The sequence below is a fragment of the Massilia sp. YIM B02443 genome (assembly GCF_030411955.1).
Lineage (GTDB): Bacteria > Pseudomonadota > Gammaproteobacteria > Burkholderiales > Burkholderiaceae_D > Telluria.
Window position 1 is genome coordinate 151,036 of record NZ_JASNRA010000005.1, and the last position, 20,534, is coordinate 171,569.

Annotated in this window: 17 protein-coding genes; 12 read left to right on the top strand and 5 right to left on the bottom strand. The window is 66.1% G+C overall.

What is annotated here, in order from left to right; genetic code table 11:
- Positions 1–65: 65 nt before the first annotated feature.
- Positions 66–1,622 carry a SulP family inorganic anion transporter gene (locus QPK27_RS07625; protein WP_290417613.1) on the top strand — a complete coding sequence of 519 codons (1,557 nt, stop codon included), beginning with the start codon at positions 66–68 and terminating at the stop codon, positions 1,620–1,622.
- On the opposite strand, the gene QPK27_RS07630 is transcribed toward QPK27_RS07625, so the two are convergent.
- Both QPK27_RS07630 and QPK27_RS07635 read right to left on the bottom strand, forming a co-directional pair.
- Positions 1,623–2,051: a DUF1841 family protein gene (locus QPK27_RS07630; protein ID WP_290417614.1), complete on the bottom strand. Its 429-nt coding sequence runs from the start codon at positions 2,049–2,051 to the stop codon at positions 1,623–1,625.
- Between the two features lie 234 nt (positions 2,052–2,285).
- A complete protein-coding gene (locus QPK27_RS07635; protein WP_290417615.1) occupies positions 2,286–2,960 on the bottom strand; it encodes an RNA pyrophosphohydrolase in 675 nt (224 codons plus the stop codon).
- Positions 2,961–3,166: 206 nt separating this feature from the next.
- On the opposite strand from QPK27_RS07635, the gene QPK27_RS07640 reads away from it, so the two are divergent.
- From QPK27_RS07640 to QPK27_RS07655, 4 genes are all read left to right on the top strand, one after another.
- Complete coding sequence (locus QPK27_RS07640) at positions 3,167–4,885, top strand: proline--tRNA ligase (RefSeq protein ID WP_290417616.1); 1,719 nt, start codon at positions 3,167–3,169, stop codon at positions 4,883–4,885.
- Positions 4,885–5,505 carry a lytic transglycosylase domain-containing protein gene (locus QPK27_RS07645; RefSeq protein ID WP_290417617.1) on the top strand — a complete coding sequence of 207 codons (621 nt, stop codon included), beginning with the start codon at positions 4,885–4,887 and terminating at the stop codon, positions 5,503–5,505. Before QPK27_RS07640 ends, QPK27_RS07645 begins: the two co-directional genes overlap by 1 nt.
- A gap of 90 nt (positions 5,506–5,595) precedes the next feature.
- Complete coding sequence (locus QPK27_RS07650; RefSeq protein ID WP_290417618.1) at positions 5,596–7,044, top strand: alkaline phosphatase; 1,449 nt, start codon at positions 5,596–5,598, stop codon at positions 7,042–7,044.
- Between the two features lie 17 nt (positions 7,045–7,061).
- Positions 7,062–8,438: an alkaline phosphatase gene (locus QPK27_RS07655; protein WP_374047027.1), complete on the top strand. Its 1,377-nt coding sequence runs from the start codon at positions 7,062–7,064 to the stop codon at positions 8,436–8,438.
- A 137-nt stretch (positions 8,439–8,575) separates the two neighbouring features.
- On the opposite strand, the gene QPK27_RS07660 is transcribed toward QPK27_RS07655, so the two are convergent.
- The 3 genes from QPK27_RS07660 to QPK27_RS07670 form a co-directional block, all read right to left on the bottom strand.
- Positions 8,576–8,968, bottom strand: coding sequence for an SWIB/MDM2 domain-containing protein (locus QPK27_RS07660; protein WP_290417619.1), 393 nt, complete (start codon positions 8,966–8,968; stop codon positions 8,576–8,578).
- 247 nt (positions 8,969–9,215) lie between these two features.
- A complete protein-coding gene (gene ffh / locus QPK27_RS07665) occupies positions 9,216–10,583 on the bottom strand; it encodes a signal recognition particle protein (protein WP_290417620.1) in 1,368 nt (455 codons plus the stop codon).
- 122 nt (positions 10,584–10,705) lie between these two features.
- Positions 10,706–12,829, bottom strand: a complete 2,124-nt coding sequence (locus tag QPK27_RS07670) for a hypothetical protein (RefSeq protein WP_290417621.1) — start codon at positions 12,827–12,829, stop codon at positions 10,706–10,708.
- Between the two features lie 348 nt (positions 12,830–13,177).
- On the opposite strand from QPK27_RS07670, the gene QPK27_RS07675 reads away from it, so the two are divergent.
- The 7 genes from QPK27_RS07675 to QPK27_RS07705 all read left to right on the top strand — a co-directional run bounded on the left by QPK27_RS07675 (position 13,178) and on the right by QPK27_RS07705 (position 20,052).
- Positions 13,178–14,143: an ABC transporter substrate-binding protein gene (locus tag QPK27_RS07675; protein ID WP_290417622.1), complete on the top strand. Its 966-nt coding sequence runs from the start codon at positions 13,178–13,180 to the stop codon at positions 14,141–14,143.
- Positions 14,144–14,153: 10 nt separating this feature from the next.
- On the top strand, positions 14,154–15,011 hold the full coding sequence (locus tag QPK27_RS07680) for an ABC transporter permease (protein ID WP_290417623.1): 858 nt from the start codon (positions 14,154–14,156) through the stop codon (positions 15,009–15,011).
- A gap of 1 nt (position 15,012) precedes the next feature.
- Positions 15,013–15,810 (top strand): ABC transporter ATP-binding protein, encoded by a 798-nt coding sequence (locus QPK27_RS07685; RefSeq protein ID WP_290417624.1) that lies wholly within the window; start codon positions 15,013–15,015, stop codon positions 15,808–15,810.
- Between the two features lie 65 nt (positions 15,811–15,875).
- Positions 15,876–16,679, top strand: coding sequence for an inner membrane protein YpjD (locus tag QPK27_RS07690; protein WP_290417625.1), 804 nt, complete (start codon positions 15,876–15,878; stop codon positions 16,677–16,679).
- Positions 16,679–16,933 (top strand): PP0621 family protein, encoded by a 255-nt coding sequence (locus QPK27_RS07695; RefSeq protein ID WP_290417626.1) that lies wholly within the window; start codon positions 16,679–16,681, stop codon positions 16,931–16,933. Before QPK27_RS07690 ends, QPK27_RS07695 begins: the two co-directional genes overlap by 1 nt.
- Entirely contained in the window at positions 16,930–18,579 is a 1,650-nt protein-coding gene (locus tag QPK27_RS07700) for a nitrogen regulation protein NR(II) (protein WP_290417627.1), read from the top strand. Before QPK27_RS07695 ends, QPK27_RS07700 begins: the two co-directional genes overlap by 4 nt.
- 15 nt (positions 18,580–18,594) lie before the next feature.
- Entirely contained in the window at positions 18,595–20,052 is a 1,458-nt protein-coding gene (locus QPK27_RS07705; protein ID WP_290417628.1) for a sigma-54 dependent transcriptional regulator, read from the top strand.
- The last annotated feature ends 482 nt before the right edge of the window (positions 20,053–20,534 follow it).

A 20,534-nucleotide genomic window follows, 5' to 3' on the forward strand; every position in this document is an offset into this window, starting at 1 on the left:
GGATTTTTGTTTTTGGGTGGTGGTTGAGTTGCGCGTGTGCGGGAACGGGTTTCCATGCAAGACGCATGCGTGATCCGGCCGCCGCCCTGCGCATACCCGTTGGAGCTTCCGTGTCCCCCGCCTACCTCAAAACCAACCTGCTCAGCGGCCTCACCGTCGCCCTGGCCCTGGTCCCCGAAGCGATCGCCTTCGGTCTGATCGCTCACCTGTCCCCGCTCGCCGGCCTGTACGCGGCGGTGCTGGTCGCATTCATCACTTCCGCGTTCGGCGGCCGCCCCGGCATGGTGTCGGCCGCCGCCGGGTCGCTGGCGGTGGTGATGGTGGCCCTGGTCGTGCAGCATGGGGCGCAATACCTGTTCGCGGCCGTGGTGCTGATGGGCGTGCTGCAGCTGCTGTTCGCCGCCGCCCGCCTCGGCAAATTCATCCGCATCGTGCCGCATCCGGTGATGCTCGGCTTCGTCAACGGCCTGGCGCTGCTGATCTTCCTGGCCCAGTTCAACCACTTCAAGCAGGCCGGCCCGGACGGCAACCCGCAATGGATGCCGGGCCCCGAGCTGCTCACCATGTTCGGCATCGTCGCCGTTACCATGGCCATCATCTACCTGCTGCCGCGCCTGACCAAAGCGGTGCCCTCGACCCTGGTCGGGATCCTGGTGGTCAGCGTCGGCTGCGCGCTGCTCGGCATCGAGACCAAGACCGTGGGCGACCTCGGCTCGATCGCCGGCGGCCTGCCCAGCTTCGCGTTACCAAGCGTGCCGTTCGACCTCGAGACGCTGCGCATCGTGTTCCCGTATTCGCTGGTGCTGGCCGGCGTCGGCCTGATCGAGTCGCTGCTGACGCTCACCCTGATCGACGAGATCACCGACACCCGCGGTCAGCCGAACCGCGAATCGCTGGCGCTGGGCGCGGCCAACGTGGTCAGCGGCTGCTTTGGCGGCATGGGCGGCTGCGCCCTGATCGGGCAGAGCATGATCAACGTGAACAGCGGCGCCACCGGACGCCTGTCCGGCATCGCGGCGGCGCTGTTCCTGCTGGCCTTCATCCTGTTCGGCTCGCGCTGGATCGAGGCGATCCCGCTGGCGGCGCTGGTCGGCGTGATGTTCGTGGTGTGCGAGAAGACCTTTGAGTGGGGGACGTTCAGGCTGTTTGGAAAAGTGCCGCGCGCCGATGCCTTCGTGATCGTGCTGGTGGCCGGCATCACGCTGGTGTTCGACCTGGCGGTGGCGGTGATCGCGGGCGTGATCGTGTCGGCGCTGGCGTTCGCCTGGCAGCACGCCAAGCAGGTGCGCGCGCGCAGCAGCGTCGACGCCAACGGCTGGAAGGTATATGAACTGGAAGGCACGCTGTTCTTCGCCTCGGTGACGGCGTTCCAGAACGTGTTCGCGCCGAAGGACGATCCGCAGGACGTGGTGATCGACTTCGCCGGCGCGCGCGTGGCCGATCATTCGGCGATCCAGGCGATCGACGCGCTGGCCGAGCGTTATCGCGCAGCGGGCAAGCGCCTGCACCTGCGCCACCTGAGTCCCGACTGCCGCGAGCTGCTGGGCCGGGCGCAGGACATGATCGAAGTGAACGTGCTGGAAGACCCGCGTTACCGGGTGGCGGACGACAAGCTGGCTTGATCAGGCAAATGCGCGCCGGCGCACGCATTCGATATACGCCTCGGTATCCGGCGGCACGCCATTGCGCTGCGAGGCCCAGATCATCTCGCCCAGGCACTCCATGATCTCGTGGTGCGCATCGTGCTCGCCGCGCCGGGCCACCAGCGCGTCGTGGGCGGCGCGGATGCCGCGCGGCTGGTCGATCGAGATCTGCTCGGCGATCGACAGGTGCATCGACAGGTGCAGGAAGGGATTCGGCTTGCCGCCCTCGACCGAGTAGTCGCGCGCGATGGCTTCGTCGGCGTCCAGCAGTTCGGCGTGGTATTCCAGATGCTGCGCGATCCAGTCGGCGGCGATCGCATCCATCGGGGTCAGGATCTCGCCGTTGCGTTGCTTGCGGTAGGCGTCGCAGAAGAAGCGGCGCACGTCGTGCGAGGAGGGAGTGAACATGATGGAGAAGGCGATGAAGGCGGCTGGAAGAAGTGAGCCGGCATTGTAGCGCGATGGCGGCCGGGCCGTATGACGTGCAGCCCGCGCAGCCTGCACCGCTTGCTCTTTTGTTACCCCCAAAACCGTCGTTCCCGCGCAGGCGGGAACCCAAGTTCGCTGCATACCACTTACAAATAACTGAGTGGCCATGCTTGAAAACTTGGGTTCCCGCCTGCGCGGGAACGACGTTGATGATTACTTGTTCGGTGCCAGCACCAGCGACTCCGGCGCCACCGCCGGTGCAGCGGGAGCATTCGCAGTCAGGCCGGATGCCGCCTGCTTGGCGCCACCGGCGCCGGCCGTCCCCGGCTGCGACCGTCCATGCGGCTGCCGCAGATAGCGCGCGCTATGCCGCCGCTCGCCATGCGGCCCGCCGCCATTGCCGGCGCCACGCGCAGGCCAGGTCACGAAGCGCGACAGTTCCTGCAGTGCGCGCTGGTAGACGTCGCGCTTGAACTCGATCACCACGTCCAGCGGCACCCAGTAGTTGTGCCAGCGCCAGGCGTCGAATTCCGGATGGTCGGTCAGGCGCAGGTTGACTTCGCTGTCGCGCGCGACCATGCGCAGCAGGAACCAGATCTGCTTCTGGCCGCGGTAGTGGCCGCGGATCTCGCGCTTGATGAAGTGATCCGGCACCTCGTAGCGCAGCCAGTCACGGGTGCGGCCCATGATCTTGACGTGCTCCGCGCGCAGGCCGATCTCTTCCTCGAGCTCGCGGTACATTGCTTGCTCCGGCGTTTCTCCGTATTTGATACCCCCTTGCGGGAATTGCCATGAGTGCTCGCGCACCCGCTTGCCCCACCACACCTCATTGTTGGCGTTCAGCAGGATGATGCCGACGTTGGGCCGAAACCCTTCACGATCGAGCATAAGTGCACCTCAAACTTTCCGCCGGCCGGATGGTTCCTTATTTTTTTACTAACAAATTTATCGCGTCCGTAGGATTACCGCACCGCTTGCGCGGTCGACGCTGCTTGCTACGGACCCTGTTTGTAGAAAGATTGGACGCATCAGCCGGCTAATCCTTTAAAATTAGGTCGATTATAACCCTCTCTTTTTAAAAAGAATTCATTGATATGCGCGCCTCACGATTTTTTATTTCAACTCTTAAAGAAGCGCCTTCCGATGCCGAGATCGTCAGCCACAAGCTGATGATGCGCGCCGGGATGATCAAGCGCCTCGGTTCCGGCATCTATACCTACATGCCGGTCGGTCTGCGCACCATCCGCAAGGTCGAGGCGATCGTGCGCGAAGAGATGAATCGCGCGGGCGCGATCGAACTGCTGATGCCGCTGGTTCAGCCGGCCGAGCTGTGGCAAGAGACCGGCCGCTGGGACAAGATGGGCGATGAGCTGATGCGCGTGAAAGACCGCCACGGCCGCGACTTCGCGATCCAGCCGACCTCGGAAGAAGTGGTCACCGACGTCGTGCGCAGCGAACTGAAGTCGTACCGCCAGCTGCCGATCAACTTCTATCACATCCAGACCAAGTTCCGCGACGAGCGCCGTCCGCGCTTCGGCCTGATGCGCGGCCGCGAGTTCACGATGAAGGATGCCTACTCGTTCGACCGCGATGTGGCCGGCATGCAGCTGTCGTACCAGAACATGTTCGACGCCTACACCCGCATCTTCAACCGCTTCGGCCTGCAGTTCCGCGCGGTGGCGGCCGACAATGGCGCCATCGGCGGCACCGGTTCGCACGAGTTCCACGTCATCGCCAGCACCGGCGAGGACGCGCTGGTGTACTGCCCGACGTCCGATTATGCGGCCAACATGGAAGCGGCCGAAGCCGTCGCCAGCGGCGAACGCGGCGCGGCGACGCAAGCGCTGAGCAAGACCCCGACCCCGGGCAAGACCAAGTGCGAAGCCGTGGCCGAACTGCTTGGCCTGCCGCTGTCGCAGACCGTCAAGACCATCGCCCTGACCGTCGAGAACGAAGACAAGAAACAGTACTGGGTGCTGCTGCTGCGCGGCGACCATGAACTCAACGAGATCAAGGTCGGCAAGGTCGCCGGCCTGAAGGACTTCCGCTTCTCGACCGAAGCCGAGATCCTGGAAGTGTTCGGCACCGTGCCGGGCTACCTGGGTCCGATCAATACCAGGCTGCCGGTGAACGTGGTTGCCGACCGCACCGTCGCCAACATGGCCGACTTCGTGTGCGGCGCCAACGAGGAAAACTTCCACTTCACCGGCGCCAACTGGGGCAGGGACATGCCAGAGCCAGTGGTGGCCGACCTGCGTAATGTCGTCGAAGGCGACGCTTCGCCGGACGGCAAGGGCGTGCTGGCGATCGAGCGCGGCATCGAAGTGGGCCACGTGTTCCAGCTCGGCACCGCATATTCGGAAGCGATGGGCGCGACCTACCTGGACGAAGCCGGCAAGCCGGCCCCGCTGCAGATGGGCTGCTACGGCATCGGCATCACCCGCATCCTGGGCGCCGCGATCGAGCAGAACTTCGACGACAAGGGCATCGTCTGGCCGGACGCGATCGCGCCGTTCGAACTGGTGCTGTGCCCGATGGGCCTGGACCGCAGCGAGATGGTCAAGGAACAGACCGAGAAGCTGTACCAGGAACTGCTGGCGGCAGGGGTGGACGTGATTGTCGACGACCGCGGCCTGCGTCCGGGCGCGATGTTCGCCGACTGGGAACTGATCGGCGTGCCGCACCGCGTCGTGATCGGCGAGCGTGGCCTGAAAGAGGGCAACCTGGAATACCAGGGCCGCCGCGACGACGCGGCGACCGGCGTGCCGGTGGCCGAGATGGTCGCCTTCATCAAGGGTAAGCTCGACAAGTGATGGCATTGCGCCTGGCCCCATGGACGGGGGGCGTGCTGCTGGCGCTTGCCCTGGTCACCGGGCCGGCGCAAGCCGGCAACCAGAAGGAAGAAGCGCTGTCGGATTCGGTGCGCCTGGCGCTGGCCAACGCCATCGCCGACGCGCGTCCGCCCAAGCCGACCTTCCGCAACGAGGCGGCGCGGGCGCGCTACCAGGCCTGGTTCGACGAGATGTCGCGCCGCCTGGCCAAGCGCCTGCCCGACCTCCAGACCCGCACCGAATTCCTCGAGACCGCGTGGTACGAAGCGACCCGCGCCGGCCTCGATCCGGGGCTGGTGCTGGGCCTGATCCAGGTCGAATCGGCCTACCGCAAGTACGCGATCTCGATCGCCGGCGCGCGCGGCTACATGCAGGTGATGCCGTTCTGGACCAAGGCCATCGGCGACGGCGACCGCCGCCGCCTGTTCCACATGCAGACCAACCTGCGCTACGGCTGCGCGATCCTGCGCATGTACATCGACATGGAGCGCGGCAACCTGTACCTGGCGCTGGGCCGCTACAACGGCAGCCGCGGCAAGCCGCAGTATCCGAATGCGGTGCTGGCGGCGTGGAAGAAGTGGGAGTTTCATCCGGCGGGCTGATCGCCCGATGGCGGTCTTCGGCCGACAGCATATTTCACCTTCATGTCATGCGCCCGGTGTAGACTTCCCGCTTTCCATCGTGAGGATTGCATGCGACTGACCACTCTTGCCGCCGCCACGCTGCTGGCGACGCTCGCCGGCTGCGCGGCCACGCCGCCCGCCGCGCTTCCAACCGCCGCCACCACGCAAGGCGCCAACGCCGTTGACCAACGCGCGAAGAACATCATCTTCTTCCTCGGCGACGGCATGGGTATCAACACCCTGACCGCGGCGCGCATCTACGCCGTCGGCGAAGCCGGCGAACTGGCGCTCGACAAGATGCCGGAATCGGCCTTCGTAAAGACCTTCTCGAACGACGCCCAGGTGACCGACAGCGCCGCTTCGATGGCGGCGTACATGACCGGCGTGAAGCACAACAACGGCGTGATCTCGATGTCGGCCGGCACCCGCGCGATCGCCCCGGTGGCGGACGCCAACGGCAACAAGCTGGTGGGCCGCTGCGAGAATGGACAGGCCACCGACACCCTGCTGGAACTGGCCAAGCGCCGCGGCATGGCGGTCGGCGTGGTCACCAACACCAACGTCACCGACGCCACCCCGGCCTCGACCTATGCCCACGTCTGCCACCGCAAGATGGAAAACGACATCGCCGCCAGCCTGGTGCCGGGCGGCGCGGGCTACAACGCGGCCCTCGGCGCGCGCGGACTGGACGTGGTGTTCGGCGGCGGCGCGCAATTCTTCACGCCGTTCGCACGCGGCGGCAAGCGCGCCGACGGTCGCGACCTGCTGGCCGAATTGCGCGGCAAGGGCTACCGCGTCGTCAACGACACGGCGGGCCTGAACGCCCTGACCCCGGGCCAGCCGGCGATCGGCCTGTTCGCCGCCAGCCACATGGACTTCGACGCGGTGCGCGATCAGGCGCGCCAGCCGGCGCTGGAAGCGATGACGCGCAAGGCGATCGACCTGCTGGCGCCGAACCCGAACGGCTTCTTCCTGATGGTGGAGGGCGGCCTGATCGACCACGCGCTGCACGCCACGCTCGGCAAGCGCGCCTTGCAGGAAACCGTCGGCTACAACGCCGCGCTGCAGGCCGCGATCGACCGCATGCAGCAGGTCGATCCGGGCTTGAAGAACACCCTGATCGTCGCCACCGCCGACCACGATCACACGCTGCTGCTCAACGGCTACGCGGCGCGCACCGGCAAGACCACGCCCACCAATCCCGGCGTGATCGGCCTGGTACGCAACGCCGACGGCACGCCGTCGCTGGACGGCAAGGGCATGCCCTACACGATCATCGGCTTCGGCACCGGCGAGCGGCGCGAAGGCGACCGCACGGCCCAGGGGCCGCTGACCGACGCCATCGTCAGCGCCGACGACTACCACCAGGAAGCGACCGTGCGCACCGCCAAGGGCGCCGAGACCCATGGCGGCAGCGACGTCTATCTGGGCGCGACCGGCGCCAACGCGGAGCTGTTCCGCGGCACCATCGACAACACCCGCGTGTTCAACCTGATCAAGACCGCCGGCGGTCTGTAAGCCCGAGGTAAAACGATATGACCTTCCGACGCATTACCCCGCTGCTGCTGGCCGCCTGCTGCGCCGCCATGCCGGCCCTGGCCCAGGCCCAGACCAAACCGCAAGCCAGGAACATCATCTTCTTCCTCGGCGACGGCATGGGCCCGACCACCATCACCGCCGCGCGCATCTACAAGGGGGGCGAAGACAGCCTGCTCGACTTCGAACGCCTGATGGAGCGCACCGCGCGCATCAAGACCTACTCGAACGACTACCAGACCACCGACAGCGCGCCGTCGATGGGCGCCTACATGACCGGCGTGAAGATGAACAACGACGTCATCTCGATGAAGGATGCGCGCCCGGTCAACCCGAACAAGGACGGGGTCGATCAGTGCGGCGCCAACAACGGCAGCGCCGCCGTCACCATCCTCGAACTGGCCAAGGCGCGCGGCAAGTCGGTCGGCAGCATCACCACCACCGAGCTGACCCACGCGACGCCGGCGTCGACCTTCTCGCACGTGTGCAGCCGCGACGCGGCCTATACGATCGCGCAGCAGATCGTGCCGGGCGGCGCCGGCTACAACCCGGCGTTGCGCGACGGCGTCGACGTGCTGATGGGCGGCGGACGCAATCACTTCACGCCGCGCGACGAAGCCACCAACCCCAAAGGCCGCCCCGACGGGCGCGACCTGATGGCCGAATTCGCGGCCCAGGGCTACTACGTGGCCGGCACCCGCGCCGGCATGATGTCGGCGCGCGCGGGGCGCAAGTTCGTCGGCATTTTCAGCGCCACCAGCCACCTCGATTATTCCTACCAGCGCCGTCCCGAGCAGCCGACCCTGGCCGAGATGACCGGCAAGGCGATCGACCTGCTGTCGGCCAATCCGAACGGCTTCTTCCTGATGGTCGAAGGCGGCAAGATCGACCACGCGCTGCACGACACCCGCGCCAAGCACGCGCTGGAAGAAACGGTGGCGTTCGACGAAGCGCTGGCGCTGGCGGTCGAGCGCATGCGCGCCATCGATCCGGGGCTGGAAAACACGCTGATCGTGCTCACCGCCGACCACGACCACACCATGCAGATCAACGGCTACGCCAAGCGCGGCAACCCGATCCACGACATCGTGCGCGACTACGCCACCGGCCAGCCGAAGCAGGACGCCGACGGCAAGACCTTTACCACGCTGGTGTTCGGCAACGGCCCGAACCGCCCCGACGCGCGCGCCGACGTCGACAGCGTGGTGGCGCAGAGCGACGACTATCACCAGGAGACCGGGGTGCACAAGTCGTCCGAGACGCACGGCGGCGGCGACGTCAAGCTGTTCGCGACCGGGGCCGGGTCGGCACCGTTCAAGGGCACGATCGAGAATACCCAGGTATTCCAGCTGATGAAGGCGGCGGCAGGTTTGTAATGCGCTTGCGAGCCAGGGGCGCTTATCGCGTCCCGGCTTATCCGCCAAGTCACGCACAGTATTAATACTTTAAAAACAAAAAGCCCCGGCATTAACCGGGGCTTTCTTTTCAGCTCGAGGCTTTTAAAACAACCAGCTTATTTCAGGTGATCCGAAATCAGCTTGGTCATTTCAAACATCGACACTTGCGCCTTGCCGCCGAAAACGGCTTTCAGCTTGTCGTCGGCATTGATCATGCGACGGTTTTCCGCGTCCTGCAGGTCTTTCGACTTGATGTAATCCCAGACCTTCTTGGTCACTTCGGTACGTGGCAGCGGTTTGTCGCCCACGACGGCGGCCAGGGTGGCGGATGGGGTCATTGCCTTCATGAAGGCGGCATTCGGCTTGCGTGCAGCTGCCGGCTTGTCGGCCGATTTGGCTGCTGCTTTAGCTGGTGCTGCTGCCTTTTTCGCTGCCGGCTTGGCCGCTGCAGCAGGCTTGGCAGCGGCTTTTTTGGCTGGCGCTGCAGTGGTTTTTTTGGCTGTTGCCATCTTCGAGCCTCCTAAAACGAACACATGGAAAAATGCGTAATTTATCGCACGCCTATATTGGTAGCGTTTTTCTGTTCGTGCAAGTCTTTTTCAAGACTTTTTCACTCTGATAACCGTCCAAATGGGTGCTATCGCACACAACAACGCACCAGAACGAAAAAACGACGACAGGCGGCGAAAAAAAACCGCGCAAAGCGATACTTTGCGCGGTTTCGTCCCCATCGTACGGGATTGAGGATAGAGCCGATCAGCGCATGCCGGGCATCATGCCCTTCATCCCGCGCATCATCTTCATCAGGCCGCCGCCCTTGAGCTTCTTCATCATGGTCTGCATCTGGTCGTACTGGTTCAGCATGCGGTTGACTTCCTGCACCTGCACGCCGGCGCCGGCCGCGATGCGGCGCTTGCGGTTGGCCTTGATCAGTTCCGGCTTGGCGCGCTCGCCCGGGGTCATCGAGTCGATGATGCCGACCATGCGCCGCACCGATTTCTCGGCCTGGTCCATGTTGGCGCCGGCCGCCGCCTGCTGGAACTGGGCCGGCAGCTTGTCCATCAGACCGGCCATGCCGCCCATTTTCTTCATCTGGGTCAGCTGCGCCTTGAAGTCGTTCATGTCGAAACGGCCGCCGACCTTGATCTTGTTGGCCAGTTCGGCCGCCGCTTCGGCGTCCACGCCCTTGCGCGCTTCTTCGACCAGCGCCAGGATGTCGCCCATGCCCAGCACGCGGTTGGCCATGCGGCTCGGGTCGAAGGCTTCCAGGCCGTCCAGTTTTTCGGAGACGCCGGCGAACTTGATCGGCTTGCCGGTGACGTGACGCACCGAGAGGGCCGCACCGCCGCGCGAATCGCCATCGAGCTTGGTCAGCACGATGCCGGTGAGGGGCAGGGCGTCGTTGAAGGCCTTGGCGGTGTTGATCGCATCCTGGCCCAGCATGGCGTCGACCACGAACAGGGTTTCCACCGGCTTGACGGCGCCGTGGACGGCGGCGATCTCTTTCATCATCGCTTCGTCGATACCCAGGCGGCCGGCGGTGTCGATGATCAGGACGTCGTGGTAGTGCTTCTTGGCCCAGTCCAGCGCGTTGAGGGCAATGTCGACCGGCTTGTCGTTGGCGGTGGACGGGAAGAAGTCGGCGCCGACTTGCTTGGTCACGGACTCCAGCTGCGCGATCGCCGCAGGGCGATACACGTCGGCCGAGACGGTCAGCACTTTTTTCTTCTTCTGTTCCTTGAGGTACTTGGCCAGTTTGCCGGTGGTGGTGGTTTTACCCACACCCTGCAGGCCGGCCATCAGGATGATCGCCGGCGGCTGCTGGGCGAACGACAGCTGCGTCGCTTCCGGGCCCAGGTCGGCGCCCATCAGCGCGGCCAGTTCCTTCTGCACCACGCCGACCAGGGCCTGGCCGGGGCTGAGCGAGGCCAGCACTTCTTCGCCCAGCGCTTTTTCCTTCACTTTGGCGATGAATTCGCGCACCGCCGGCAGCGCAACGTCGGCCTCGAGCAGGGCCATGCGCACTTCGCGCAGCATCTCGGCGGTGTTGGCTTCGGTCAGGCGGGCCTCGCCGCGCATGGTCTTGACGACCTTGGCGAGGCGTTGAGTCAGATTGTCTAGCATGACTGCATCTCGGGAAAAATAGCGTGCACATAGCTGCAGCCCGTGCCCAAGAAAGCGCCGGGCTGCAGGAAAGCCGTCATTCTACCTCAGTGCGGCATTGCGGTTTCGGCCGTTTCGCCGTGTCACCGCGGCAGGACCAGGCGCCGCAGCGAGTAGCCGTCATACACGACATACGATGTGGCGCCGGCAGCAATCAGTTCATAGGGGGCGTCGGGCAGGCAGTCGAGTGGCGGCACCGGCGTGCCGTTGACGCAGTAAGGTACCGTCGTCACCTGAGCCTTGCTGCCGTCCGCACCGGTACGAACCAGCTTGCGTGCACCTTCATCGTAGGCGTAGGTATTGCCGTCTTTGTCCGCACTCAAGCCTTTCGGCAAGGCGGCCAGCGGCGTCACGCTGCCCGCGGCGCTCACCTTGTACAGTGTGCCGCGGCTGTCGAGCACGTACAGATTGTCGTCGAAATCGATGCCGGCAATGGTCGGCGCCTGGGCGGTCTCGGGTGGAGCGTCCGGAGGGGAATTGGTCACCAGTTCCGACATGACGCCTGCCGGGGTCACCTTCAGGATCGTCGGCGCACCGACCGTGACGCTGAATGGCTGCGCGATGGCGAAGTAAAGGTCGCCCGTGCGGCCCACCGCGAATCCTACGATATTGTTGAGACGCCGGGCATTTTCGTCCGACACGGGCTGGCCGAACCAGGTCGTGGCGCTGATGAGCGGCGTCACCGTATTGTCGGGGGCGATCCGGTACAGGTGCGGGGATCCGCGCCGCGTGGGATTCACATTGGCCACGTAGCTCACCACATAGGTGTTGCCCGCGAGATCGGCGGCAATGCTGTGCGGCCGGTGCATGGTCGGTTCGTTCGAATCGCGCCATGGCATGGCGAACAATCCCGGCATGTTCGATGCGGACGTCAGGGCCAGCGTCAGCGCGGCGCTGGCGCCGTCGGCTTCGGCGATCACGGTCGCCGTCGTCGGCGCGGCCAGCGCGCCGGCCGGCGGCAGGTAGCGTACGGTGGCGCCCATGTTGGCGCTGAGGCTGCCGGGCGATCCGGTCGCCAGCCGCCAGCGCACCGCGCCGCCATTCGACAGGGTAGCGGTCAGCGGGATCGCGCTGCCGCCGGCGATGGTGCGCAGGGTCGGGCTGGACAAGGTCAGGGTCGCGGCTGGCGGCGCGTTCGGCGACGGCATGATCAGGCGCCCCAGGCTATAGCCGTCGAACACGACATACGACGCGCCGCCGGTGGGGATCAGCCGGTACGGTGCGCTCGGCAGGCAGGCACGCGGGCGCACCGGCGCGCCATCGGCGCAGTAGGGCACGTCCGTGACGATCATCCTGGCGCCGTCCGGGCCGGTCCGCATCAGCTTGTTCGTGGCGTCGTCGTGGTCATAGGTATTGCCATCCTTGTCCGCCATCAAGCCGCGCGGCAGCGAAGCCACGGTCGTCACGTTGCCGGCCGTGGTCACCTTGCGCACGACATCGCCACCGTCGCGCAGATACAGGTTGTCGTCGAAGTCGATGCCGGCGATGGACGGGGACAGGAAGCGCGCGGCGCTGCCGCTGCCGTCGGTGATCGCGCCGACTTGCGGATCCGCGCTACCGGCCAGGACCGAGATGACGCCGGCCGGGGTCACTTTCAGGATGGTCGGGCCGCCATGGCTTTGCTGGCCCGCCGTGAGTGGAATGCCGAGCGGCAGGTTGGTGAAGTACAGGTTGCCCGCGCGGTCCACGGCCATGCTCGAGACCCAGTAGAGGAGAGAAGCATTCGCATTCGACGCAGCCTGACCGAACCAGGTGTCGTTGTCGATAAGTGGGGTGACAGTATTGTCGGGAGCGATCTTGTGCAGATGTGGCCCACCCCGGCGCGATGGCGAGACGTCGTTATACGACACCACATAGGTATTGCCGGCGATGTCGGCGGCAACACTGCTTGGCCGATGCTGGGTAGGGCCGCTGGAAGCGCGCCAAGGCATCTCGAACAATCCCGGCGTACGCGTTTCGGACGAAACGGCCAGCGTCAGCGACGCGCTGGCGCCATCGCCGGTGGCGGTGACGGTTACCGCCACCGGCGCCGCCAGTACACCTGCCGGCGGCTGGTAGCGCACGGCGCTGCCAGTGTCGGCACTGAGCGTGCCGGGTGCGCCGGCCGCCAGTTGCCAGCGCACCGCGCCGCCGCTCGACAGGGTGGCGCTGAGAGGGACCGCGTTGCCGCCGGTGAGCGGGCGCAGGGTCGGACTGGACAAGGTCATGCTGGCAGTCACGGGTGGGACGGGCTGTACCGGAGGGGAAGTTGGCGCAGGGCTGTCGCTGCCGCCACCGCAGGCGCTCAGCAGGGCGCCCAGAATCAGGGGAAGAAGAATTCGCATCGGAGGTCTCAAGTCGAAATGGCTGAATGCTGGAGCGATCATTATCTACTTCGGATAACAACCCAAAAGTCATCAATTGTCACCGGCAATCCGTCGTCGACAGCATGATTCCCGTGCCGCTTGCTGTTTCTCAACGACAAGTTTCCTTGTGGAATGCATTGTGCACGGTGCGGCGTTTGGCGGACATGGCCTGTGGCCGGCGGCAATCCTTTCATGAGCAAGGAGTGGGTAATGAAACTGGTATCGATCGTGATGGCGGTATGGCTGGCATTCGGCATGACGGCGCAGGCGCAGGAGGTCGTCCGGCTCGGCAACCTCAAGCTCGCGCATTTCGGCGCGGTCTCGTATATCAAGGAAATCGCCCCGCGCTGCGGCATCCGGGTCGAGGAAAAGATGTTCGCCAAGGGGCTGGACGTGATGCAGGCCATGATTGCCGGCGAACTGGACGTGGGCGCCACCGCATCCGAGGCGGCGATCCAGGGCCGCGCCGGCGGGGCGCCGATCGTGGTGGTGGCCGGCTTCGCGCGCGGCGGCGCGCGCCTGGTGGCGCGGCGCGACGTCAACATCGCCGGCATCGCCGACCTGAAAGGGAAAAAGGTCGGCGTCACGCGCGGCGGCATCCAGGAAGTGCTGTTGATGGCCGAACTGGCGCGCCACAAACTGAAGGCCGACCCTTCCGGCAGGGCTGACGTACAGCTGGTGTACCTCGCCTACGCCGACCTGAACCAGGCGCTGATGGGACGCCACATCGACGCCATGATGCAGTCCGAGCCGCAGTCGTCGCAGGCGATCAACCTGGGCTTCGGGGTCGAGGTGATGAAGCCCTACGGCACCCCGATCGGCGAGCCGGTGCGCACCATGGTCATGACCGAGCGGTTCTACCGCGAACGCAAACCGGTGGCCGAGAAATTCATGCGCTGCTTCGTGCAGGCCACCCGCACCTTCATCGAAAGCCCGGCGCTGGCCGAGCAGTACGTACGCCAGCAGATGTTCAAGGGCCAGATCACGGTGGCCGACTTCCGGGATGCCGTCAAGAATTCGCCGTATTCGTACGACATCACCCCGGCCCACATCCAGGTCACCACCGACGTGATGGCGCAGACCGGCGTCGGACGCATGGCGCGCCCGCCGCTGGCCAGGGACTGGGTGCGCACCGACCTGCTGGCCGCGGCCAAGCGCAGCCTGCAGATCCAATAAGGAGAGGGCAATGGAACGCATCGAACGACGCAAGACCCGGCGCGCCAATCCACTGCGCCTGCTGGATACCGGTGTCGGCCTGGTGGCGCCGCTGGTCGCCATCGCCCTGTGGCAGTGGGTGGCGGCCAGCGGCTGGGTCAATCCGCAGGTGCTGCCGGCGCCGAGCGAGGTGTGGCGCAAGTGGGTCGACTATCTACTGCCGTTGGTGGCGTGGAAGGATTATGCCGATGGCGGCTGGCTGTCGTGGGCCTTCTCCGGCGAGCTGCCGGCGGACATCCTCGCCAGCTTGTATCGCGTCGTGCTGGGCTTCGCCCTCGGCGCCGGCCTGGCGCTGCCGCTCGGGCTGGCGATGGGGGCCAGCCGCAGCGTGTACGCCTGGATGAATCCCCTGGTGCAGGTGCTGCGCCCGATCCCGCCGATCGCCTACATCCCGCTGGCCATGCTGTGGTTCGGACTGGGCAACCCGCCGGCGGTGTTCCTGATCGCGATCGGCGCCTTCTTCCCGGTGTTGATGAACACCGTGGCCGGGGTGCGCCAGGTCGACGGCATCTACCTGCGCGCGGCGCGCAACCTGGGCGCGGGCCGCCTGACCATGTTCGTGCGCGTGATCCTGCCGGCCGCCGTGCCTTACATCCTGTCGGGCGCACGCATTGGGATCGGCACCGCCTTCATCGTGGTGATCGTGGCCGAGATGATCGCCGTGAACAGCGGCCTGGGTTTCCGCATCTCGGAGGCGCGCGAGTACTTCTGGTCGGACAAGATCATCGCCGGCATGATCAGCATTGGCCTGCTTGGGCTGGCGATCGACGCCGCCGTCAACAAATTGAACAACCATCTGCTGCGCTGGCACCGAGGCCTGGAGCATTGAGATGAGCGACCTACATATCAGGATCGACGGCGTCAACAAGGTGTTCGGCGCCGAGGGACGCGAAGTGGTGGCGCTGCAGGACATCAGCCTGGACATCGCGCGCGGCCAGTTCACCTGCCTGCTCGGGCCGTCCGGCTGCGGCAAGTCGACGCTGCTGAACGCGGTGGCCGGCTTCGCGCCGCCGTCGAGCGGCGTGATCGTGGTCGACGGCCGCCCCGTGACCGCGCCCGGCCCCGAGCGCGGCATGGTGTTCCAGGAATATGCGCTGTTTCCGTGGATGACGGTGGAGCAGAACATCCGTTTCGGGCTCGAGATCAAGCGCGTGCCGGCGGCCGTCATCACGCAGCGGGTGGACGATCTGTTGAAACTGCTGTCGCTGGCGGACTTTCGCGCGCGCTATCCGAAAGACCTGTCCGGCGGCATGCGCCAGCGGGTGGCGATCGCGCGCGTGCTGGCGCTCGATTCGCCGATCCTGCTGATGGACGAACCGTTCGGCGCGCTGGATGCGCTCACCCGGCGCAACCTGCAGGACGAACTGCTGCGCCTGTGGGGCGAGATGAAGAAGACGATCCTGTTCGTCACCCACAGCATCGAGGAAGCGATCTACCTGGCCGACCGCATCGTGGTAATGACCTACCGCCCCGGGACGGTCAAGCGCGACCTGATCGTCGAACTGCCGCGCCCGCGCGACCCGGCCGACCCGGCTTTCAACCTGCTCAAGCGCGAGCTGGGCCAGCTGGTGATGGAAGAACAACAACGGCATCACCACGACGAATTGCGCATGGCGGCGGTCGATTAGGGCAGAGCGCCGGCCGGCCGCAGGCCCCTTGCCACCGCCCGCGGCCAATGGTGTAGACTGCCGTTATGCAGAATTCCCTCTTCCTTGCCGCGGCTTTCCTGTACGCGGTATGCGCCCTGCTGCCGACGCGGCGGGGCGCCGTCATTTCGGCGGTCACCGCCGGCGCCTGGCTGGTGCATGGCGCAGGGCTCGGTCTGGACGTGATCATGCCCGGCCGGCTGCGGGTCGGCTTCGCCGTCATGCTCTCGAGCGCGCTGTGGGTCTCGGTCGCCGCCTACTGGCTGGAAAACCGCAATTTCGCCCTCGACGGCATGCGCCGCCTGGTGATGCCGTTCGCCTGCGCCGCGGCGCTGCTGCCGGCGCTGTTCCCGGGCAGCGTGATGCAGCTGGCCGGCCAGTCGCCGGCCTTCGGCTGGCACATCGCGGTGGCGGTGCTGGCCTACAGCACGCTCACCATCGCCGCCTTCCACGCCGTGCTGATGGCGCTGCAGGAAGCGCGCCTGCATACCCGCAGCGCCGCCGGCGGCTGGCTGGGCAGCGCGCTGGACCAGCTGCCGGCGCTGCTGACCATGGAAAAGCTGCTGTTCCGGGTGATCTGGATCGGCTTTATCCTGCTCAGCCTGACCGTGCTGTCGGGCTTCGTGTTCTCAGAACAGGTATTCGGCCGGCCGCTGCTGCTCGACCACAAGAGCGTGTTCGCGCTGCTGTCGTGGGCGCTGTTCGCCGCGCTGCTGGCCGGCCGCAGGTGGCAGGGCTGGCGCGGCAAGACCGCGCTGCGTTTTACCCTGGCCGGTTTCGCCACCCTGGCGCTGGCCTATGTCGGCAGCCGCTTCGTGCTCGAAGTGGTGCTGCACCGTGGAGTCGTTTGATGCGTGTTTTATTCTGGATTGCCCTGATCGCCCTGGTGGTGTTCGCCGTGCGCAGCAAGCTGCGCGCCATCGCCAAACGCCATGACGCGCAGCGCGACATGAGCGCCAAGGCCCAGTCCTCTAGCCGCGAGATCGAGGCCATGGCCCAGTGCGCCCACTGCGGCATGTATTTCCCGGCCTCCGAGTCGGTGCGCGCCGACGGCCTCGATTACTGCTCGCCGGGCCACGTGCGCCTGCCGCCGCCGAAGTCTTGAAGCCGCCGCGCCGGGCGCCGTCGCAGCAAGTGCGCGCCACCTTGTGGCGCTCGCTGCAGACGTTCACGATCACCCGCATCGTCATCGCCCTGGTGCTGCTGCTGTACCTGGGCGTGGATTTCGAGGGGGGCAGCCTGCACGGCGACCCGGCCAACGCCGAGACCTGCATCGCCTATCTTGGCGTGGCGGTCGGCCTGGCGCTGGCGGCGCGCTGGCGGCGCCGCTTCCTGATCCAGCTGGCGGTCCAGATCGGCGTCGATCTGGCGGTGATCTCGATCCTGTACCTGGGCGCCGGCGGCATGCGCGGGGGCCTGGGCATCCTGTACCTGTTCCCGCTGGCCGGCGCCGCGATCCTGGCGCCGCTGGTGCTGGCGCTGTTCTCGGCCGCGCTGGCGACCCTGTTCCTGCTGGCGCAAAGCGTGTGGCAGATCCTGCTCGACGAGCGCGACCCGGCGCTGATGCAGGCCGGCCTGTATGGCGCCGCCTTCTTCGCCGGCGTGCTGATGGTGAACCGGCTGGCCGCGCGCCTTCTGAAACAGGAAGAGCTGGCGGCGCGGCGCGGCGCCGACCTGGCCATCCAGCAGGCGATCAACGCCATCGTGGTGGCCGACGTCGGCGACGGCATCCTGGTGGTGGGCGACGACGGCTCCGTCTTCACCGGCAACCCGGCGGCGCGCCGCATGCTGGGGCTGGACGGCGAAGCATCCGGCTTCCTGCTGCAGGCCGCGCCGGCCTTCGCGCCGGTGGCCGAAGCGTTCCAGAGCTGGCTGGCGACGCCGGACGATGGCGCCGCCTTCGTCACCCTCAAACCCTGGCATGCCGACGAAGGCGCGGTGTACGGCCGGCGCGACCAGCCGGTGCACCTGAAACTGCGCTTCGCGCGCGTTGATACCGAACCAGCCGAGGGCCGCAGCGTGATCTTCATGCAGGACGTGAGCGCCATCGAAAACCAGGCGCAGCAACTCAAGCTGGCCTCGATGGGGCGCCTCACCGCCAGCATCGCGCACGAGGTGCGCAACCCGCTGTCGGCGATCGGCCACGCCACCGCGCTGCTGGCCGAAGACCTGCAAGGCCCGGCCGAAGTGCGTCTGCTGAAGATCGTGGGCGACAACGTGGCGCGCGTGAACCGCATGGTGGAAGACATCCTGCAGCTGTCGCGCAAGGCGCAGCCGAACGGCGAGCCGATCGCACTCAGGGACTTCCTGGAGGGGCTGAAAGCCGAGTTCTGCGAAATCCACGGCCTGGCGGGTGATATAGTGCACCTCGGTGATGCGGACGGCATGTCGGTGCGTTTCGACCCGCTGCACCTGCACGAGGTCCTGCTCAATCTGCTCAACAACGCGGTGCGCTACGCCAGCCGCCAGCCGGCCAGCATCCGCATCTTCCCGATGCGCGACGCCACCGGGCGCAGCGAGCTGCACGTGCAGGACGACGGTCCCGGCATCACGCCCGAAGTGCGCGCCCACCTGTTCGAGCCGTTCTACACCACGTCGAGCAAGGGAACCGGGCTGGGACTGTACCTGGCGCGCGAACTGTGCCTGAACAACGATGCGAAACTCGATTATGAAACCCGATTCGACCCATCCGCGATGGGACCGCGCAAGGCCAGTGGCCGCTTCGTCATCACCTTCGCCGATCCGGCCTGACGCCGGAGCACGCGCATGACGCCGCCGCGCACCCCACGGGTGCTGGTGCTGGACGACGAAGCCGACCTGCGCGAGCTGCTCGAGATCACCCTGATCAAGATGGGGCTGGACGTCGACAGCGCCGCCACGCTGCGCCAGGCGCGCGCCCTGTTCGAGGAACACGAGTACGCGCTGGTGCTGACCGACATGCGCCTGCCCGACGGCCTGGGGCTGGAACTGTTGCGCGAGATCGGCGCCTCCGGCAAGGGCACGCCGGTGGCCGTGATCACCGCCTACGGCAGCGCCGACAACGCGGTGGTGGCGTTGAAAGCCGGCGCTTTTGATTACATCGCCAAGCCGGTGGCGCTGGACGCGCTGCGCGTGATGGTGCGCTCGGCGCTGAAACTGTCCGAACCCGGCGACGGCGCCGGGCAGGGCGCGGGGGCGACCTCGCGCCTGATCGGCAATTCGCCGGCGATGCAGTCGCTGCGTGCGCAGATTGCGCGCCTGGCGCGTTCGATGGCGCCGATCTCGATCACCGGCGAATCGGGCAGCGGCAAGGAACTGGCCGCGCGCGAAATCCACGCCCAGAGTTCACGCGCGAACAAGCCGTTCGTGGCGGTGAACTGCGGCGCGATTCCCGAAACGCTGATGGAGGCCGAGTTCTTCGGCTACCGCAAGGGCGCCTTCACCGGCGCCGCCGAAGAACGCGACGGCTTCTTCGCCGCGGCCAACGGCGGCACCCTGATGCTGGACGAAGTGGCCGACCTGCCGCTGGCGATGCAGGTGAAACTGCTGCGCGCGATCCAGGAACGGCGCGTGCGCAAGATTGGCGCGACCAATGAGGAGCCGGTCGACGTGCGCATCATCAGCGCCACCCACCAGGACCTGGCGCACTGCGTCGAGACGGGCAAGTTCAGGCAAGACCTGTTTTATCGCCTGAACGTGATCGAACTGGCGCTGCCGCCGCTGCGCGAGCGGCTGGACGACCTGGCGATGCTGGCCGAGGGCATCCTGAATCGGCTGGCCGGGCCGGGCCAGGCGTCACTGGGGCCGGGCGTGCTCGAGGCGCTGAAGGCGTATTCGTTCCCGGGCAATGTGCGCGAGCTGGAGAACGTGCTGGAACGGGCGCTGGCGTTTGCCAACGATGGCGTGATCGAGGTCGGCGACCTGTCGCTGAAGGCGGCGCGGCCGCCGGAGGCGGGTGCGCGTGAGCTGGTCGCGCCGGCGGTTGCGCCCGAGCCGGTAGCGCCGGCCGTTGTCGCCGCCCCCGCCGATGCGTCGGCTAGAGCGCCGGTCGACGTGCCGGCGCCGGCGCCGCAGCCCGCCGCACCGGCCGCAGCGGCCGGCCTCTCCTCCTATCTCGACGGGGTCGAACGAGAGGCGATCCGACGCGCCTTGCAAGAGGCTGGCGCCGACCGTCTCCAGGCTGCCGCCGCCCTCGGCATCAGCGAACGACAACTGCGCTACCAGATGCACAAGCTCGGCATGTAGGGGCGGCGGCAAGCGGTTAGCCCCTACATCCAGTCGCACCTCGATGTTACTTTGCGGTAATTATTCCGGTGCATAATGCTCCATCGCGAAGCAATGCCGCCCCATCCTGATTCTTCATGAGGCAGCCGAAACCCGGCAGCTTTTCGTGACGTTAGTGCTCGCTCACGCCGCACTCCCCACAATGCCGAGAAACGCGAATGTCAAGGGCGCGCGCGCAAAAATTGGGAATTTATTCACTTGCCCTTCGCGCAAACGAGGTACTACAATTAGTCTCATATCAAAGCTGGACACTAGATGTAGTGGTAGTGGACCGATAGCACTAGATTCCTGAGCTGTACAGAGTTGTCCGCTGGTTGTCCACAAGTTGCCCACAAATTTGTTCAACAGACGCTTGCTGACACGCTTTATTTAACGCATTTTTACCTGCTTTCTGGTTTGCCGGCATCGGTTACCGGCTGGCGGGTTTTTCGTTTTTCTTTAAT

Excerpts from the sequence above, each read along its gene's own strand:
- QPK27_RS07625 (WP_290417613.1), top strand. The coding sequence starts at position 66 with ATGCGTGATCCGGCCGCCGCCCTGCGCATACCCGTTGGAGCTTCCGTG.
- QPK27_RS07630 (WP_290417614.1), bottom strand. The coding sequence starts at position 2,051 with ATGTTCACTCCCTCCTCGCACGACGTGCGCCGCTTCTTCTGCGACGCC.
- QPK27_RS07635 (WP_290417615.1), bottom strand. The coding sequence starts at position 2,960 with ATGCTCGATCGTGAAGGGTTTCGGCCCAACGTCGGCATCATCCTGCTG.
- QPK27_RS07640 (WP_290417616.1), top strand. The coding sequence starts at position 3,167 with ATGCGCGCCTCACGATTTTTTATTTCAACTCTTAAAGAAGCGCCTTCC.
- QPK27_RS07645 (WP_290417617.1), top strand. The coding sequence starts at position 4,885 with ATGGCATTGCGCCTGGCCCCATGGACGGGGGGCGTGCTGCTGGCGCTT.
- QPK27_RS07650 (WP_290417618.1), top strand. The coding sequence starts at position 5,596 with ATGCGACTGACCACTCTTGCCGCCGCCACGCTGCTGGCGACGCTCGCC.
- QPK27_RS07655 (WP_374047027.1), top strand. The coding sequence starts at position 7,062 with ATGACCTTCCGACGCATTACCCCGCTGCTGCTGGCCGCCTGCTGCGCC.
- QPK27_RS07660 (WP_290417619.1), bottom strand. The coding sequence starts at position 8,968 with ATGGCAACAGCCAAAAAAACCACTGCAGCGCCAGCCAAAAAAGCCGCT.
- ffh (WP_290417620.1), bottom strand. The coding sequence starts at position 10,583 with ATGCTAGACAATCTGACTCAACGCCTCGCCAAGGTCGTCAAGACCATG.
- QPK27_RS07670 (WP_290417621.1), bottom strand. The coding sequence starts at position 12,829 with ATGACCTTGTCCAGTCCGACCCTGCGCCCGCTCACCGGCGGCAACGCG.
- QPK27_RS07675 (WP_290417622.1), top strand. The coding sequence starts at position 13,178 with ATGAAACTGGTATCGATCGTGATGGCGGTATGGCTGGCATTCGGCATG.
- QPK27_RS07680 (WP_290417623.1), top strand. The coding sequence starts at position 14,154 with ATGGAACGCATCGAACGACGCAAGACCCGGCGCGCCAATCCACTGCGC.
- QPK27_RS07685 (WP_290417624.1), top strand. The coding sequence starts at position 15,013 with ATGAGCGACCTACATATCAGGATCGACGGCGTCAACAAGGTGTTCGGC.
- QPK27_RS07690 (WP_290417625.1), top strand. The coding sequence starts at position 15,876 with ATGCAGAATTCCCTCTTCCTTGCCGCGGCTTTCCTGTACGCGGTATGC.
- QPK27_RS07695 (WP_290417626.1), top strand. The coding sequence starts at position 16,679 with ATGCGTGTTTTATTCTGGATTGCCCTGATCGCCCTGGTGGTGTTCGCC.
- QPK27_RS07705 (WP_290417628.1), top strand. The coding sequence starts at position 18,595 with ATGACGCCGCCGCGCACCCCACGGGTGCTGGTGCTGGACGACGAAGCC.